General features: G+C 64.6%; 13 protein-coding genes and 1 pseudogene. 5 read left to right on the top strand and 9 right to left on the bottom strand.

Translation table 11 applies throughout. The features are described 5' to 3' along the window. The first annotated feature begins 197 nt into the window (after positions 1–197). A complete protein-coding gene (gene rpoB / locus OHQ90_RS04240; protein ID WP_328412533.1) occupies positions 198–3,713 on the top strand; it encodes a DNA-directed RNA polymerase subunit beta in 3,516 nt (1,171 codons plus the stop codon). A 208-nt stretch (positions 3,714–3,921) separates the two neighbouring features. Here the strand turns inward: rpoB and OHQ90_RS04235 are convergent, their stop codons facing one another. After that, positions 3,922–4,119 carry a hypothetical protein gene (locus OHQ90_RS04235; RefSeq protein ID WP_328407524.1) on the bottom strand — a complete coding sequence of 66 codons (198 nt, stop codon included), beginning with the start codon at positions 4,117–4,119 and terminating at the stop codon, positions 3,922–3,924. Between the two features lie 132 nt (positions 4,120–4,251). Between OHQ90_RS04235 and OHQ90_RS04230 the strand changes: the two genes are divergently transcribed. Beyond that, complete coding sequence (locus tag OHQ90_RS04230; RefSeq protein WP_328407522.1) at positions 4,252–5,532, top strand: MFS transporter; 1,281 nt, start codon at positions 4,252–4,254, stop codon at positions 5,530–5,532. 347 nt (positions 5,533–5,879) lie between these two features. Here OHQ90_RS04230 and OHQ90_RS04225 read toward each other — a convergent pair whose 3' ends face one another. Beyond that, positions 5,880–6,689 carry an alpha/beta fold hydrolase gene (locus tag OHQ90_RS04225; RefSeq protein ID WP_328407520.1) on the bottom strand — a complete coding sequence of 270 codons (810 nt, stop codon included), beginning with the start codon at positions 6,687–6,689 and terminating at the stop codon, positions 5,880–5,882. Positions 6,690–6,963: 274 nt separating this feature from the next. Here OHQ90_RS04225 and OHQ90_RS04220 point away from each other — a divergent pair, with 274 nt between their 5' ends. After that, positions 6,964–7,689 (top strand): GbsR/MarR family transcriptional regulator, encoded by a 726-nt coding sequence (locus tag OHQ90_RS04220; protein WP_328407518.1) that lies wholly within the window; start codon positions 6,964–6,966, stop codon positions 7,687–7,689. Positions 7,690–8,209: 520 nt separating this feature from the next. Here the strand turns inward: OHQ90_RS04220 and OHQ90_RS04215 are convergent. The 3 genes from OHQ90_RS04215 to OHQ90_RS04205 form a co-directional block, all read right to left on the bottom strand. Continuing rightward, positions 8,210–8,503, bottom strand: a complete 294-nt coding sequence (locus OHQ90_RS04215) for a hypothetical protein (RefSeq protein ID WP_328407516.1) — start codon at positions 8,501–8,503, stop codon at positions 8,210–8,212. Between the two features lie 937 nt (positions 8,504–9,440). Beyond that, positions 9,441–10,043: a DUF3558 domain-containing protein gene (locus tag OHQ90_RS04210; RefSeq protein WP_328407514.1), complete on the bottom strand. Its 603-nt coding sequence runs from the start codon at positions 10,041–10,043 to the stop codon at positions 9,441–9,443. A 608-nt stretch (positions 10,044–10,651) separates the two neighbouring features. After that, positions 10,652–11,611 carry a GlxA family transcriptional regulator gene (locus OHQ90_RS04205; protein ID WP_328407512.1) on the bottom strand — a complete coding sequence of 320 codons (960 nt, stop codon included), beginning with the start codon at positions 11,609–11,611 and terminating at the stop codon, positions 10,652–10,654. Between the two features lie 53 nt (positions 11,612–11,664). On the opposite strand from OHQ90_RS04205, the gene OHQ90_RS04200 reads away from it, so the two are divergent. Beyond that, positions 11,665–12,933: an APC family permease gene (locus OHQ90_RS04200; RefSeq protein ID WP_328407510.1), complete on the top strand. Its 1,269-nt coding sequence runs from the start codon at positions 11,665–11,667 to the stop codon at positions 12,931–12,933. Between the two features lie 545 nt (positions 12,934–13,478). On the opposite strand, the gene OHQ90_RS04195 is transcribed toward OHQ90_RS04200, so the two are convergent. The 3 genes and pseudogenes from OHQ90_RS04195 to OHQ90_RS04190 form a co-directional block, all read right to left on the bottom strand. Further along, positions 13,479–14,207: an aspartate/glutamate racemase family protein gene (locus OHQ90_RS04195; RefSeq protein ID WP_328407508.1), complete on the bottom strand. Its 729-nt coding sequence runs from the start codon at positions 14,205–14,207 to the stop codon at positions 13,479–13,481. 505 nt (positions 14,208–14,712) lie between these two features. After that, a pseudogene (locus OHQ90_RS39335) lies at positions 14,713–14,784 on the bottom strand (hypothetical protein); the annotation flags it as partial. Positions 14,785–14,924: 140 nt separating this feature from the next. Further along, the gene (locus OHQ90_RS04190; protein WP_328407506.1) at positions 14,925–16,250 is read right to left on the bottom strand and encodes an amidohydrolase family protein; all 1,326 of its coding nucleotides are present in this window, start codon (positions 16,248–16,250) and stop codon (positions 14,925–14,927) included. 139 nt (positions 16,251–16,389) lie between these two features. On the opposite strand from OHQ90_RS04190, the gene OHQ90_RS04185 reads away from it, so the two are divergent. After that, positions 16,390–17,289, top strand: a complete 900-nt coding sequence (locus tag OHQ90_RS04185) for a LysR family transcriptional regulator (RefSeq protein WP_328407504.1) — start codon at positions 16,390–16,392, stop codon at positions 17,287–17,289. Between the two features lie 8 nt (positions 17,290–17,297). Here OHQ90_RS04185 and OHQ90_RS04180 read toward each other — a convergent pair whose 3' ends face one another. Continuing rightward, on the bottom strand, positions 17,298–17,432 hold the full coding sequence (locus OHQ90_RS04180; protein ID WP_328407502.1) for a hypothetical protein: 135 nt from the start codon (positions 17,430–17,432) through the stop codon (positions 17,298–17,300). Between the last annotated feature and the right edge of the window lie 143 nt (positions 17,433–17,575).

Below are 17,575 nucleotides of genomic sequence, written 5' to 3'. Positions count from 1 at the left end.
ACTTCGCGCCGGGGCGCGTGCTGTCCAACTCTCGAAATACGAAATGACTGTAGAAAGTGGCACTGTCTGCGTGTCATTTTCTACCCGTTGTTGTCGAGTCATGTTCGGGCAGCGGCCGACACGGTGCGCAATGTGAAATACAGCCCACAGGACAAGCAGATACCGTGACGACCGCGCGAACGCGTGGGCGGCGCGAGGTGCTGGAAGGACGCATCTTGGCAGTCTCGAGTCAGACCAAGGTCAATGCCGGAAAACCCGTCGATACCGGAATCTCCGGGGTGCCGAAGCGGGTCTCGTTCGCCAAACTCCGTGAGCCCCTCGATATTCCGGGGTTGTTGGATGTCCAGACCGATTCGTTCGAATGGTTGATCGGGGCGCCGGCCTGGCGCGAACGGGCAGCGGCGCGCGGCAGCTCACTCGTCGGCGGATTGGCGGAGGTGCTCGAGGAGCTCAGCCCGATCGAGGATTTCGCCGCAACGATGTCTTTGACGCTCTCCGAGCCCCGTTTCGAGGAGGTCAAGGCCTCGATCGAGGAATGTAAAGACAAGGACATGACCTACGCGGCGCCGCTGTTCGTCACCGCTGAGTTCATGAACAACAACACCGGTGAGATCAAGAGTCAGACGGTCTTCATGGGTGATTTTCCGATGATGACCGACAAAGGCACCTTTGTCGTCAATGGCACGGAGCGCGTCATTGTCTCGCAGTTGGTGCGTTCGCCGGGTGTCTACTTCGATCGCACCGTCGACAAGGCCACGGAAAAAAGTCTGCACAGCGTGCGCGTCATCCCGTCGCGTGGCGCGTGGCTGGAAATCGACATCGATAAGCGCGACACCGTCGGCGTTCGCATCGACCGCAAACGCCGTCAACCCGTGACAGTCCTGCTCAAGGCGCTCGGCTGGACCGGTGCACAGATCACCGAGCGGTTCGGTTTCTCCGAGATCATGACGACGTCCCTGGCGAAGGACAACACACCGGGCACCGATGAGGCGCTGCTCGATATCCATCGCAAACTGCGCCCGGGTGAGCCGCCGACCAAGGAGTCCGCGCAGACCTTGCTGGAGAACCTGTTCTTCAAGGAGAAGCGCTACGACCTGGCGCGCGTCGGTCGCTACAAGATCAACAAGAAGCTCGGCATCCATACCGACGAAGTCATCGGGTCACCGGTGCTCACCGAGGAAGACATCGTCACGATCATCGAATATCTGCTGCGTCTGCACGCGGGTGATCGGGTGATGACCGCGCCGGGTGGCATCGAGGTTCGGGTCGAGGTCGACGACATCGACCACTTCGGTAATCGTCGGGTGCGCACCGTCGGCGAGTTGATCCAGAACCAGATGCGGGTGGGACTGTCGCGCATGGAGCGCGTGGTCCGCGAGCGGATGACGACTCAGGACGTCGAGGCGATCACGCCGCAGACGCTGATGAATATCCGCCCGGTGGTCGCCGCGATCAAGGAGTTCTTCGGAACCTCCCAGCTCTCGCAGTTCATGGATGAGCGGAACCCGCTCGCGAGTCTGACCAACAAACGTCGCCTGTCGGCGCTCGGGCCGGGTGGTCTGAGTCGGGAACGCGCCAGTCTCGAGGTCCGCGATGTGCATTACAGCCATTACGGCCGAATGTGTCCGATCGAGACGCCCGAAGGTCCGAGTATCGGGCTGATGGGTTGTCTGTCGGTGTACGCGCGGGTCAACCCGTTCGGTTTCATCGAGACGCCGTACCGAAAAGTGATCGAGGGCAAGGCAACCGACGAGGTCGACTACCTGTCCGCCGACCAGGAAGACCTGCATGTGGTGGCGCAGGCGAACGAGCCGCTCGATGCCGAGGGACGCTTGGTTGCTGCGCGAATCGCGGTGCGTCGCAAGAACTCCGAGGTCGAGTTCGTTTCGGCTGCTGAGGTCGATTACATGGATGTGTCGCCGCGTCAGATGGTGTCGGTGGCGACCGCGATGATCCCGTTCCTCGAGCACGATGACGCCAACCGTGCCCTGATGGGTGCGAACATGCAGCGTCAGGCGGTGCCGTTGATCCGGTCGGAGTCCCCGATCGTGGGCACCGGTATGGAGTTGCGTGCCGCCGTCGACGCGGGCGACGTCGTCGTCAATGAGAAGTCCGGTGTGGTCGAGGAAGTTTCGGCCGATTACATCACCGTGATGGCCGATGACGGCACTCGCAAGTCCTACCGGATGCGGAAGTTCGCGCGTTCGAACCAGGGCACGTGTGCCAACCAGCGGCCGATCGTCGATGAGGGTCAGCGGGTCGAGCAGGGGCATGTGCTCGCTGATGGTCCGTGCACCGAGAACGGTGAGATGGCGCTGGGCAAGAACCTGCTCGTCGCGATCATGCCGTGGGAGGGCCACAACTACGAGGACGCGATCATTCTGTCGCAGCGTCTCGTGGAAGAGGACGTCCTCACCTCGATCCACATCGAGGAGCACGAGATCGATGCTCGTGATACGAAGTTGGGTGCCGAGGAGATCACGCGGGATATCCCGAACGTCTCCGATGAGGTGCTGGCCGATCTCGATGATCGTGGCATCATCCGCATCGGTGCGGAGGTTCGTGACGGCGACATCCTGGTCGGGAAGGTCACCCCGAAGGGTGAGACCGAGCTGACCCCGGAGGAGCGGCTGCTGCGCGCGATTTTCGGTGAGAAGGCCCGCGAGGTGCGTGACACCTCGTTGAAGGTGCCCCACGGTGAGTCCGGCAAGGTCATCGGTATCCGGGTGCTCTCGCGTGAGGACGACGACGATTTGCCTCCTGGTGTCAACGAGTTGGTGCGCGTGTATGTGGCGCAGAAGCGCAAGATCCAGGATGGTGACAAGCTCGCGGGTCGGCACGGCAACAAGGGTGTTATCGGCAAGATCCTCCCCACCGAGGACATGCCGTTCATGCCCGACGGCACCCCGGTCGACATCATTTTGAACACCCATGGTGTGCCGCGTCGTATGAATATCGGTCAGATCTTGGAGACCCATCTGGGGTGGATCGGCAAGGCAGGCTGGAACATTCAGCTCACCGACGGTGATCGTCCGGACTGGGCGAAGCGTTTGCCCGGGGAGTTGTTGTCGGCGGGTCCGGATACGAATCTCGCGACACCGGTTTTCGACGGTGCCCGTGAGGAAGAACTCGCCGGGTTGCTGGCGTCCACACTGCCCAACCGCGACGGCGAGGTCATGGTCGGGGCAGACGGTAAGGCAACATTATTCGACGGCCGCTCCGGCGAGCCGTTCCCGTACCCGGTCGCGGTCGGCTACATGTACATCCTGAAGCTGCACCACTTGGTCGACGACAAGATCCACGCCCGTTCGACCGGCCCGTACTCGATGATCACCCAGCAGCCGCTGGGTGGTAAGGCGCAGTTCGGTGGCCAGCGCTTCGGCGAAATGGAGTGCTGGGCCATGCAGGCCTACGGCGCCGCCTACACGCTGCAGGAGCTGCTCACCATCAAGTCCGATGACGTCGTCGGCCGCGTGAAGGTCTACGAGGCGATCGTCAAGGGCGAGAACATTCCGGAGCCGGGCATCCCGGAGTCGTTCAAGGTGCTGCTCAAGGAACTCCAGTCCCTGTGCCTCAACGTCGAGGTCCTCTCTGCCGGCTCCGCCATCGAATTGCACCATGGCGACGAGGACGAGCTCGATCGCACCGCCGCCAATCTCGGAATCACACTGTCCCGCAACGAATCCGCATCAGCCGACGACCTCCCGAGCTGATCAGCCTTGCAGAGTCGCGCACCAGATCCTCGGTGCGCGGCGCTGCGAGACATGCGCGGGTGTAGCTGTCACAGTGAAGCGCGGATGAGACCCTACAAATTGCTGTAGTTCTTCATTTCGACGTGATCTCGCACAGTTTCGACCAGCGGTGCTCGCATCTGTCTCACGCAGTGTCATAGGCGTTCAGTCTCAAAGTCGATGTCCTTCCCTACGTTCGGCGAAGGGATTCCGGAGCCTCGTGGTGTGGCGGGTTGTCGATCTCGTCATCGACTACTGACCTCGAGGCGGATCGCTGCTCCCATTTCGTGGAGACCGCCTGCTGGGTGATCGACGGCGCTGCGGCAGTTTCCTGGAACTGGCCGGCGTCCGCAGCGGCGACGAAGGTGCGCACGGCGTCGAGATCCACGCAGCAAACCCTACTCACACAACCTAAGGTTGTGGCTCGCCGTCGGCTCAGTTGTTTGATTACGCCCCTTCGGCCTTGCTTTGATCGCAGCGATCAACAGTGAGTTGTTCGAAGCGGGAGGTGCGGAGCTTGGTGGCCAGAGGATCCTTGGGTCGGCAGTTCGGATGGCTGTGGACGGCGTACGCAGTCAGCGCCTATGGCTCGGGGGTGGGATTCGGTGCGTTCCCGCTGATCGCCGTGCTGGTGTTGCACGCCGGACCCGTGCAGGTGTCCACGTTGTCGGCGGTGGGGCCGGCAGTGGGTGCGCTGATCGCGTTGCCGCTCGGGCCGTGGGTGGAGTTTCGCCGCAAGCGGCCGGTGATGATTGCGATGGACCTGGCGCGGTTCGCGGTCATGATGACGATCCCGGTCGCCTACGCCTTCGGTCGGCTCAGTTTCGTCCAGTTGCTGGTCGTCTCGGCCGTCGCCGCGGCGGCCAAGATCGCCTTCGGCGCGGCGAGCGGCGCCTACCTGAAGGCCCTGGTCCGGCCCGAGGACCTGCTCGCGGCCAACGCGCGGTTCGAGTCGACGATGTGGAGTTCCATCGCCGTCGGGCCGCCGCTGGGCGGGGCGGCGATCGGCCTGTTCGGGCCGGTCACCACTGTGGTGGCCGACGCGCTGAGTTACCTGCTCTCCGCGCTGGGGGTCACGGCGATTCGCGGCCGAGAAGAACACCCGCAGCGAACCGACAAGCGCCGGATCCGGGCCGGCGAGTTGCTCGACGGCTGGCGGCACCTGCTGGCCCATCCCGGCCTACGGGCGCTCTACCTCAACCACCTGCTCGTCAGCGGACTGATCATGGCCACCGAGCCGCTGTTGGCCGTGCTGCTGCTCCGCCAGCTCGGGTTCCCGCCCTGGCAGTACGGCCTCGCCTTCGCCGCCCCCTGCGTCGGCGGACTCATCGGCTCACGTCTTGCCAGCCGTGTCGTGGCGCGGTATGGCCGACACCGGATCCTCCGTGCAGTCGGCACGCTGCGCGCGGTCTGGCTGATCGGCCTGGCCTTCGTCCAGCCCGGTGTCGCCGGCCTCGCGACGGTGATCGCTGTCGAGCTCGCGATCATCATCAGCATGAGCCTGTACAACCCGGTACTGGCCACCTATCGACTCGAGCACACACCCAAAGACCGCATCGCTCGCACCCTGTCGGCCTGGTCGATCAGCAGCAGCGCCGCCATCGCCGTCCTCAGCGCGCTCGGCGGACTGCTTGCCGCCGCCACCAGCCCGCGCACGGCTATCACGGTCGCAGGACTGCTGATCCTCGCCAGCCCGCTGCTGCTACCCCGCCGCGAGGATCCTGCACTCGGACCCGAGCTCGAGCTCGCAACAGCCCGTGTCCACCGACAGGCAGCAGACGTTTCGCAGGACGCCGAGTAACGAGGCACCGACAGCTCGATCGTGGTCGCAGCTCAGTCGGGCACGACCTCCGTGGGATCCGGCCTTGCCGATGAGATTCCGCCACGAAATTCGGAATCTACATGTTGGGCTCGGCGGCCGGTGTCATCTGGGAGCTCGAGCACAGCGATCGCCGAATTGAGCAAGTTGTCTGGACGCGCGATAAGTGGCACGTCAGTGCAGCCGAGGTCAAGCGGCGGGTTCGGATCCAAGCATTGTCGGCGCTGTGTCAGACCGACGTCACGTGGAAGACCCGCCACGCTGCCGGGTCACGGGGGCCGGAAAGGGGGACCCCGTGACCCGCTGGGGCTGGGTGGGTCGAGATCGCATCAGGCGGCGTCGAGGGCTGCGGCGGTCTGGCGGACGGCGTCGGCGACGGCTCGGAAGTCCTTGCGCAGGATGTGGGAGTGGTTGCTCGCGACTTGCGCGCTGACCTGGATGTTCGGGTTGGCGGCGAGGATCGGATCGAGTGAGGCGCGCACGGCTTCCATTTCCTCTTGGCTGCCGCCGAGGTTGCCGCCGGTGGCCAGGACGTAGCGCATCGGGCAGCTCACGCGGTCGAGGACCGGTGCGAGGGCGGCGTGGAGTTCGTTGGCTTCGATGTTGATTTCGGCGTGTTGGTCGGCGGTCATTCGCGCGGCCAGGCCCAGCGGGCGTGCTACCGGCATCAGCCATCGCATTTTGTGGAACAGGTTCCGGATTCGTTCGCGGGCTTCCTCGCCGGTGATGCCGTAGGGCATGGCGCCGTCCACGGATACCACCGCGGTGATGCGGTCGGGGTTGCGGTCGGCCCAGTGTGCTGCGAGCAGTGCACCGTAGGACCAGCCCACGAGAATTGGTTGCTGTGCTCCGGTCGATGCGAGGACGGCATCGATATCTCGCAGGCACGCTTCGAAGGAGTAGTCGGTCGATTTCTTGGATTTGCCGCGGGCTCGCTCGTCGTAGGTGATGTGCCGGTATTCGGTGCCGAGTTCGGTGATGACGTGTCGCCAGTGCTTCTGGTCGGCGTAGGAGCCGTTGAGGTAGACGATCGGGCGGCCGGGGCCGCCGGTGTCGGTGACGGCCAGCGCGGTGTCATCGACCGGCACCATGCCCGACCAGGTCGAGTGGGTGGAGTTGGACGTAGTCGGGTTTCCCATTGTCGATCTCCTGTGTGGTGTTCGGTCTGCGAGACCCGGCAATGTTTGGGGATCTCTGAACGACTGCAAAGTTACATTGCGTTCAGAGTTTCGTCAACATATGAATTGGCATTTTCTCCCAGCTCTGCGCGGCATACTGACCGCCTTTGCAATGGTTGTGATGGTGAATGCAATGGTTGTATTGGTTCTTTCTTTGCAATGGGGTTGGTGTGAATGCATACTGGCTGCGAGTGTGCGGGCGCCGCGCATGTCGATAGATGGGAGATCGGTACCGATGCCTGGAGGCAGACTCACCGATGAGGACCGTCGGTATATCGCTGCGGGGTTGGCGGAGGGGCTCGGGTACGCGGAAATCGGTCGGCGTCTGGAGCGGCCTGCGTCGACGATCATGCGGGAGGTCACCCGCAACGGCGGACCCGACGATTACCGGGCGGACCAGGCGCACAAGGCCACACGTCAGCGTGCGCGCCGGCACAAGCAGGCTCAGCCTCCGCCGCCGCCGATCCCCGATAGCGGCCATGGGCGCGACCCCCAAGCGGTCCAGGACTTCACGGAATCCTTCACCGCCCTCCTCGTGCAGCAGGGGCTGCCCCGGATGGAGGCCAGGGTGCTGACCTGCCTATACATCACCGACTCGGGCGCTCTCACCGCCGCTGAGCTGGTCGGGCGGCTTCGCGTCAGCCCTGCCTCTGTCTCGCACGCCGTCGCTTTCCTCGAACAGCAGGGAATGCTCAGGCGGGAACGAGTTCCCGGCGGGCGTCGCGAACGTTACGTCATCGACGATGAGATCTGGCTCCGGAGCCTCCTCGCAGCTCTGCAGATGAACAGCGCCCTGGCGGCCGCATCGCAGCGCGCAGCCGAGATTCTCGGACCCACAACCCCGGCGGGCGCCCGCTTCGAATCCTCCGCCGAACTCCTGCTCCTCGTGAGCGAGGCCTACCGACAGGCCATGGAGCAGTGGCGGCAGAGCCTGGCCGCCCGCAGCACCGAGCAACAGTAATGATCCTTCGCTGAGCGGCGGTCACGCACAGTGTGGCCACCGCAATCTGTCTCAATTCCCCGGCATTTCCGCGGCCGACATCACGATGCGGGCCGGGGTTGCTCCCGTAAGACATCGCGAGAGGATCCGTCGAACAGGACTGTCGAAGCCATTCCAACAGGACGGACGGCGCTAGGGGCTTTGTCCGCGTGGCTCCGCCGCAACAGGGCGATCGGGAAGTAGCCCATGGACAGGGCAACCATCGGCGCGGCGAGCACCGCACAGTAGGACGCCGTCGCCGCCGGCCAGAACAATCCGCATTTTCCTCAGTCCGGAAAGGCTTTTGGCGGCGCGTCAGTCGTTAGTCGGCGGTCGGTCGCGTGATCGTCCCGCCTGCTCCGCCGAGACTCGTTTCCCGAGGATGCCGCAGGCAGCAGGCAGCTTCTGATCGCTGCGCTCGCACACCACCGGGATCGTCCACCCGGCCAGGGTGACGCGCCAGGCCAGCGGGGGTGTCCTGCTTACACGGGGTCGGGCAGGGTCATCTAAACCCCGGGGTGATACCGGGAATCGAGGAGCCGTAGCCGGGGCTGACCTGCCCTGGGCCGCTGTTGATTGGCGGCGCGATCCGCTTCCAGGTGCCGTCGGATTGGCAGACCTGGTCGGAGCCGTCGGGATGGTGGATCTTGCCGCCGACGTCGTAGGTGGTTCCGCTCGACGTACAGAAGTAGGCGCCAGTCCCGCCCGGATTCGTTCTTTGGTCTGTGTGGGCAACTCCGGCCGAGGCGCCGATCAGGCCACCGGCGATGAGCAGGGAGGCGGTCAGGGCCTTCATTACGCGGCGTGTACTCAAACTCGTCCTTCGTTTGGTGTGTGTGTGTCCCCTCGAGTCTTGGCCAAATCGGTTGAGGTACCTAGGCACCCTCGGGTGTCGATCCGGCACCCCCGCGAGGACGTGCCCGCCGGTGAAGGGGTTACCTGCCCGCGGTCCGGTGTCGGCCGCCTGCGGTGTCCCCCGTACGAAGAGCTGTAGGTTCTCACCACCCTTGGCATCTCCCGAAGCTACGACGAGTGGCTGTCCGGGTTGTCGCAACGGTGTGGCCTCATCGTCTGTCGCAGCAGGCAGTCGGAATGTGCCTGCGTTCCTTGCCGTCAACAGGGAAACCGCAACCGAAACGGTTGAGCGACGATGTGTTTCACCCGGAAGCTCGTTCGAACCACGCAGTCATGCCGAGACAATCTCACCGAAATTGGCCAACTGGCCACCGAGTGGCGATCTCTGATGAGAGTCCTGAAACCGAATCATGCGGCAGCTCTGGACATCACACCGTCATCATGACGCTTGTTGGCCTCAATCGATCGGACATATTCATCTTGACGATGCAGCACCTCTGCCCGCGCAGTCGGTGCAGGCAACGCAGGTGCGGACCGGAACGCTTCGCCAGCAGTCATCCCATCCGACACCGAATTCCGCAGCACCTCACGGACTTCCGGATCGAACAGTCAGTCGCGCCGATATCCCGCTAGGAACCGGATGTTGCCCAGCTCAACCGGATCAGGCTCACTCCAGACCTTGTAGCGCCGGCCGCGAGCCTTCATCTGTGCCTCCGTCCACGCGAAGGTGAACTCCACGTTGGCATGCATCAATGAGGGCGAGCAGACCGAGGAATCTCAAAACCATGGCCAAGTGACCATCAAGTGGCCAAATCTTTTGAGATTTGGACACGATTTTTGAGACCCTACGTGCGGGCATGGTCCGTCAAATGGAGTTACTAGTTGGTGCCGAGTGATTCGCTGAAGGTTTCGGTGATCTGGCGGATCTGGTCACATGCCGACGGCACGGCAACCGGACCGGGGGGCACAATCAGGCCAACCGTGAAAGTCCCGTCGGATGATTTGATCGACGCCCAGCAACCGCCGCCAACCTGCGGCGTCCGGTACAGCACGGCCTCGCGCTCGCCGATCGGGTCGGAGTTGAATATGTTGTAGCTGGGGCTCTTCCGGATATCGTCAAGAGTCAAATCGCTCGACGTCACCGACACCCCGCCAGTGGGGTACTTCTCACCATCGACAAGGGTCTCACGCCAGAATTGGCAGCCGATAGTCGTGAGAAGCCCGGAAACGCCTTCGGCTGTGGATCTTTCGCGAGTCGCCGGGGCGAATCCGGCCCGGGTCACCAGGTCGTCGCCCACACTCACGCATGGATCGAACCGAACCTGTGCGGCGCCGGTCTGCACCGGCGCCGGTGGAACGCTCACCTGCACGGAGGCGGTCGGCCGGGCAGACGTCGCGGGCGAGGCCGTCGCCGAAACCACCGTGTTCGCACCCTGATCGGTGGAACTACCAGCACAGGCGACCAGCGTCGTCGCACTCATCACCAGGCAACCAGCGGCGAAGCTTCTTCTTATCATCGAAACCCTGATCGTCGAGGTCGCCGCCCTATCCCAGTGGGACCAGGCGGTCACTAGTAATCCGTGATCATTGCAGACGCAAACAAACCGACCTGGACGTTCTCATTTTCGACATCATTTCGCACAGCCTTTGACCAGCGGTTCTCGGATCCATCTCACGGTCGATCCCCGCGCGCGCTTCCCCTTTGGCTCCGGCCGCGTCGTTTTGCCGGATGTCACGGCCCCCTCTGTATTTGGTGCTGCGAGGAGTTCGACCCGAGATCGCCTTCAGGTCGGCGGTCTCAGCGGTCACTATCGCGTGGATTCCGGTGTTCGACTCGGGATGTGCTTTCGGGGCCGATCATCGACTTCAGTGCTGAGTAGAAATGGTTGCGCCACAATGTGATTAACATTCGAATCGAAGTCCGCGAAGAGCAGCCGAGCTAGTTCCGAGCAGGACTCGTCAATGAGATGCGTGCAGCGTCGAGGACAGCTCGGCCGAGTGGCGTGAGGGTCATCGGCCGTGGTGGGCGAGCGCCGGGAGTGGGCCAGTGACGGTCTGTGGCACCCATGGTTGGTGGCTTACTGTCGATTCAGGCTGCCCAGGTCGAACGATAGTCGCTTGGTGAGGTCTGGAGGTGTTTCGCGAATGCCGCACGGAGCCCGGCCGCGGTGCTGAATCCGCTCTCACTCGCGACGGCGGCGATCGTGAGGTCGGTGGTCTCGAGGAGCGTCTGCGCGTGTCGTAGGCGTTCACGAGCGAGCCAGCTGCCTGGAGTTCGGCCGAACGCTTTGAGGAATTGGCGCGTGAGTTGCCGCTCGCTGAGGTGTATGCGTGCCGCGAGGTCACGAAGCCGGATCGGTTCGGCAAGATTCTGCATGGCCCATTCGGTGAGTTCGCTCAGGGGTGGGGCGCTGGGCGACCGGACCGGGGCGAGCATGTACTGAGCTTGGTCCGCGGGTCGGTGTGGCGGGGTCACCATGCGGCGTGCGAGGGCGTTGGCGACCGCGGTGCCGTGGTCCTGGCGGACCAGCTCGAGACAGAGATCGATACCCGCGGCAGTTCCCGCTGAGGTGTGGACGCGGTCGTCCTGGGCGTAGATCACGTTCGCGTCGAGGTCGACGTGCGGGTAGCGGCGGTGCAGGTCGTCGGCGTGCATCCAATGGGTCGTGGCGCGACGGCCGTCGAGAAGTCCGGCTTGGGCGAGCACGAACGCGCCGGTACAGATCGCCGCGACCCGTGCACCGCGCCGATGTGCCTCGCGGACCGCGTCGACCAGTTCGGTGGGCTGTTGAACATGAATGTTCGTGCAGGCGGGCACGATCACCGTGTCCGAGGTGACGAGATCGTCGAGCCCGTGCGGTGTGGTCGCGGCGAATCCGGCAGCGACCACCACTCCGGGTTCGGCAGCGCAGACCCGGAACTCGTACCAGGGGTCGACGATTTCCGGGCGAGAGATCCCGAACACCTCGCAGGGAACCGCGAGTTCGAAGATCGGAGCACCCGGCATCACCGCGAGCGCCACCCGATGGGTGTCTGTTCTCTTGCGCATGTTGTCAACTATGACACTCACCGTGCCCGGGGTGAATCGACTGGGATAGGAGAGTGACGAGCGAAAAGACGACAGTGACCGACTCTGCGACCACGATCGGGATGGCGCAGGGGGTCGCACTGTATATGTGCGCGATCCTCGGTGCCGGAGTTCTGGTGTTCCCCGGTCAGGCTGCGTCGCTGGCCGGGCCCGCGTCGTTGATCGCTTGGGCATTCAGCGCGGCGATGGGCCTGCCGCTCGCGTTCACCTTCGCTGCGCTGGCGTCACGATTCCCGGACGCGGGTGGTGTCGCGACGTTCGCTTCCCGGGCGTTCGGAGCCTCCGCCGGTGGGGTGGCCGGCTGGTGGTACTTCATTGCGGGCTCCGTCGGGCAGACCATCGTGCCGCTGACCGCCGGCTACTACGTCGCGGACGCGCTCGGCCTGTCCCAGCGCTGGGAGCCGCCTATCGCCGCGGGCGTGCTCGCGGTCGCGGTCATCGCCAATCTTGTCGGTCTCGAGCTTGGTGCCCGTGTTCAGATCGTCCTCGCGATCGGCGTCGCGATAATCCTCATCACGGTGATCCTGGTTGCGCTCCCACACATCCAGTTCGGGAGTTTCACGCCGTTCGCTCCGCACGGCGTCAACGGGGTCGGCCGAGCCGTGGTCGTGCTCTTCTTCGCCTTCGCCGGATGGGAGGCGATCGCACATCTCTCAGCCGAGTTCCGCGACGTCGAGCACACCCTCCCGCGAGCGACGTTACTGACGATCCTGATCGTCACCGTGCTCTACCTCGGTGTGGCCTTCGCAGTCGTCGGAACCGAGTCCTACGGCAGTCGCGCGCTCGATCGCATTTCGCTCGGCGTCATCATCGAGCAGGGGCTCGGCTTGTCCGCGGTCGGCGTCGTCGCTGGGGCCGCCGTCGTCATCTGCCTCGGCACGAGCAACGCCTTCGTCGCCTCGGTCTCCCGGCTCGGCTTCGCTCTCGGACGCGATGGCTGGGCACCCCGGATCCTGACCCGCCGCAACCGGCACGACGCTCCGATCATCGCGATACTGGCTGTCGCGGCAATCGGCGGTGCGGGGTTGGTCGGTGCTGCCGTCTTCGGCTGGGGCACCGACGACATCGTCTTCATCCCCGCTGTCCTCGTGCTCGCGACCTACCTGCTGGGCACGGCTGCCGCAGCACGTCTGTTCACGGGAGGGCAACGCTTGGTCGCCGTCGTCGCTGTCGCGCTTCTGGTCGTGACCGTGCCGTTCGCGGGCCGGCACCTGCTGATCCCACTCGTCATCGCGATCGCAGTACTACTCATCCCCCGGCAGCACATGCGAGCCGATGCCTGACACGACTCCGGATCTCGCTCGGTTCGCCCAGGAAGACAGGTTCTCTTCGGCGGATCATGAGCCGGAGCCAGATCGGGACGGCTTGCACGCATCAGCAAGGGTCGTCGGTGAAGACCTCGATGTCCGCGACACCTTAGCGGTCACCGATCGAATCCTTCTGCACTGGAACGCAACTGGCGATGATCACCCGCCAACCGGCCAGCGAAGGGAAGCGGAAGCTCAAAATTGTGGCCAATTGGCCAAGTCGTGGCCAATTATTCTGAGACTCGGCCATGTTCATTGAGACCCTACAGTCTTGTAGGATCTCAAAGGATTTTGGCATCCATCGGCTGGCTGACCTGGCTGTTTCGGGTTGTCTGACGTAGCGGCGAGCGGTGCTTGTCTCAGTCTGATGGCATTTCCTTCGTGAGGTCCGCGTTGCGTGATTCGGTTGATGGTGCGCCGAGGGAAACCAATGAGCACCAACCGAATCGAGTGACGGCCGTGGCATGGAACGACCTGCCGCGGATGTCATGGCGTGTCGAAATCGTTGGCGGACAACGACCTCAGTCGATGGTGCCGCCATACCAGGTCGGAAGCGGGCGAGCCCCGATGGCGACCTGGTGGGCGGCCGTAGCGAGCAGGCGAGTGGAATCCAGTGTGGGCAAAGGCGATACGTCCGGCGTCACCAACAGTGGGATCTCGGTACAAACCAGGGCGACGGCGTCACAGCCTAGACCGTGCAGGCGGTTGATGATATCGAGGTAGCGCTGCCGGGATACGGCCGTGAACACTCCTTCGCACAGTTCGGTGAAGATGATGTCGTTGATCAGGCGGCGCTCGTCGGAGTCCGGGATCTCGGCGTCGATTCCCTTGGCCGCAAAGACGCGCGGGTAGATCGGGCCGGTCATCGTGTACTTGGTACCCAGCACGCCGACCCGCCGATAACCGTCCGCGGCCGCCTTTTCCGCGACGATTTCGGCGATGTGCAGACCCGGCAGAGCCAGGTCTTCGCCATCGGACTCCAGCGCCATATGCGCGGTGTTGTCGGGGCAGACGAAGAATTCGGCTCCGGCGTTGGCGAGGCGATTGACGCTGGTGGCCAGGGTCTTTCGAATCGCGCCGTGATCACCGGCCTCCCACGCGGGCATGCTGCGGCCCATCGCGATGCAATCCAGGGTCACATCGGCGTGCTCGTGCGTTCCGAGATCGTGGGCACCCTCCTGCGACAGCGTCCGCAAGCACAGCGCCGCGCCTTCGATGCTGTGCGCCAAGATACCAACATGCCTGATCACGCTGCTCCTTGTTCGCGCCGATTCATGCCGTCCATCTTCGGCGGAGATCATCCATTCTGAGCCGGTTTCGACAAGACCGGTCGGTCGCCCGTCTCAACCGAACCAGCAGTGGTCTCGTGCTGGGTCACGGGGTGCCAGGCGCGGTAAGCACGCCGATGAGAGCGATAAGGGCCAGACCGATCTCGAGGTAGCGAGCCGAGTCGAGCATCGGCGGGTCGCCCAGGCGGCAGGAAGTTATGGACGCTGATGCCGACCGCGATCATGGTCAGGTAGATCCAGCGCAGCGGGGATCCCTTGACGAATGGTCAGCCACAGCAGCACTCACGACTGCCCGGCGCTCGTGCATGCCGAAACGGAACGCGACCTGGACTGCATCGACAGTGGCCGACCGCCGAGACCTCGATGCCCTCGGCGCCACCACGCTCACCACCGGATCCTCTTGCCCTGCACCGTAACTGGCGAGGACCATCCGCCTACCGGTCAGCGGCGGGAGCGGAATCTCAAATCATGGCCGACTGGCCGAGTCGTGGCCAATCATTCTGCCGCGGTCGGGGACGACGATGCCAGTTGCGCGCGCCCATGCCCGTGCTTCGGCGGTGGGCGGCGATCCGGTGGCGGGTGCGGCCGGAGTCTCGGGGGCGGGTACGCCGAGGCGTTGCCTCCGTCGGCGCTGCCGCCGGCCACATCTGGGCGGTCAATGAGCTACGGGACCTGCGTTCAGGGGGCCTTCCTCGGGCCGAAGTCGGACCAGCGTTCGCGCACGGCTGCCACGACCTTGGCGACCTGGGCGTCGAAAGCGTCAAGCTGCTCAGCTTCGGCAGTGCTCGCGACGAAGGCGCGTCGATCGCAGGCTGTGCCCGCGCGCCATATCCGCTCGATCGCTCGTGTTGCGGTGATGTCCGTCAACGGGTTACCGGACACGAGGACCAGGTCCGCGCGCTGCCCGGGCGCGACACGTCCTCGGTCGGCGAGGCCGAACACTCGTGCCGGTTCGGATGTGGCAGCGGCCAGGGCCTGCGCCGGGCTGATGCCGCACCGGACAAGGAGTTCCAGCTCCCGGTGCAGGCTTGCTCCGAACACGGTCCCTGGGTTCGGGGCGTCGGTGCCCGCCAGCAGAGTGACCCCCGCATCGGCCAGTCGCCGCACGTTGTCCTCGGCCCGCGAGTAGGGCGGCATTTCCCGGCCACGCCATCCCGAGGCACCCGAGGTCAACCGGCGTGCCCAGGCGTCCCCGAGCGCCGCAGCGAGCCGCGGGTCCCCTACCACTGCTGCGCCACCCGGTTCACCGAGGGTGTTCTCGATGGTGGCCAGCGTCGGACCGACCACGATTCCGGCCTCGGCCATGCGTTCGACCAGGTCCTTGTCCAGCTCGGCGTCCGCAGGGACGTGTGCCACCACGTCGACACCGGCGGACACGACCTCCTCGAGACCGGCCGTCGAGCTCACGTGAGCGACGACGACCAATCCGCGGGCGTGCGCGGCAGTGACCAGTGCCTTGATGGTTTCGGAGTCCAGCGACGGCCATAGACCCCCGGTGCCGGAGATGATCTTCAGATAGTCCGAGCCCTCCGCGATCCGTTCCGCGACGAACTGCTCGGCCTGGTCAGCGGCGGTCAACGTCGGGAACGGGGCGTACATCATCGACGGGTGCCCGCCGGGCGCGGTGGCACCGACACCCGAGGAACGCACATCGGCCACGTCCGGACGGGAGCCGGCCTGCTCCTTGGCCCTGGCCACCAGGTCGAGTTTGCTGAACATGTCGAGAACGGTGGTAACGCCGAAGGTCAACGATTGCGCGAGGGCGCCGGGAACGAGGTGCACGTGCGCGTCGATCAGACCGGGAAGCACAGTCCCGCCACCCGCGTCGATCACTTCGTCGCCTTCTTGGGCGGCCGAGGCGGCCGAGCACTCGGTGATCAGGCCGTCAGCGAACCGGACCGAAGTCCAGTTCTGCGACTTTGTCCCGTCGAAGACCTTCGCGTTCACAATCGTTGTTGCCGCGGCCCGCCAGCGCCCCTCTGAGACATGTACCGGTTCCACCATGCTGACTCCTTCCACGCTGGTTGATGACGTCTACTTGCACGCTCTATTCCAGCCGGTCTCACCAGGGCCGATCAACGACCAACCACAGCCATGAAACAATCACCAAGAGGAATTGATCGCGGCGAGGAGGGCAGTGGCGATGGAGGTCCGGCAGCTGCGCTATTTCGTCACCGTCGCCGAATGTGAACACTTCGGCCGGGCCGCGGAGGCCCTCCACATCGTTCAATCCGCGGTAAGCAAGCAGGTCGCGCGGCTGGAACGCGAACTCGGACTGACCTTGTTCGACCGGTCCCACCGTCGCGCCCGGCTCACGCCGGACGGCCAGGCATTCCTTGTCCACGCGCGCCACGCGCTACGCGGCATCGACGGTGCCGCTGCTGCGGCCGTCGACATCGCCGCCGGTAACACCGGTTTACTGCGGATCGGCAGCAGCGTCGCATTCAGCCCTCGTATCGAAGCTGCTCTTGCCGCTGTCCGTGACGCCCACCCCGGCATCACGCTCCAGGTGACAAGTTCCGCCTCAACGACCGGTCAGCTCGCCGCCCTCGCCGCTAACGACCTCGATGCCGCATTCGTGGCAGCGCCACCGGACACCCCGGGTGTGCGAGTTCATCACCTCTGGGACGAGCCGCTACTCCTGGCCGTCCCCGCCGCATACGCCCGCACCGCCAGCAACCTCGCCACGCTCGCCGAGCTCCCCCTGGCCCGATCCGCCCGCGCCGATAACCCCGGCATCTACGACCTGTTTACGGCCGCCTGCCAAGCGGCCGGGTTCACCCCCCGCGTGGGGCCGACTCTGACCCGAGTCCAAGACCTCCTTGCCGGACCCGTTGCCTCCGGAGGGTGCTGGACCCTGCTCCCCGCCGGCGTCGTCTCGCAAGACTTCACCGCCGTCGCCCTCATCCAGCCCGACCCTCCGATCCGCGTTCCCGCCGCACTCGCGCTACCCGACCCCACACCTCGCGCCTCCGCGCTGAGCCTGCTCGCCGCTGCACAGACCAGAACCGCAAGCAAGCAGGCGCCGTCGAACGGTAGTTGACTCTGCAACTACCGGTCGACTCGCACCCAGTGGAACTGATCGACAGCTTCTTGCTCGCGGCTCGCCGGCCGGAACTCGATCTCGGCACAGGCGGCGACATCGGAATCCATTGCCGCGCAGTCGAACCCCTTCTTGCCTGCCAAACACTCGCCTCCTCGCCCTTGGCAGGGGCCTGCGCCAGAGACCGCTGCGGCGAGCCAGAGTAGCCGCGTCATACAGAGATAGCCAATAGGCTATTGACTGGCCATATTCATTGAGATTTGGCCATTTTCATTGAGACCCTACA

It is taken from the genome of Nocardia sp. NBC_00403 (assembly GCF_036046055.1).
Lineage (GTDB): Bacteria > Actinomycetota > Actinomycetes > Mycobacteriales > Mycobacteriaceae > Nocardia.
This window is presented reverse-complemented; position numbering and strand designations above follow the sequence as displayed.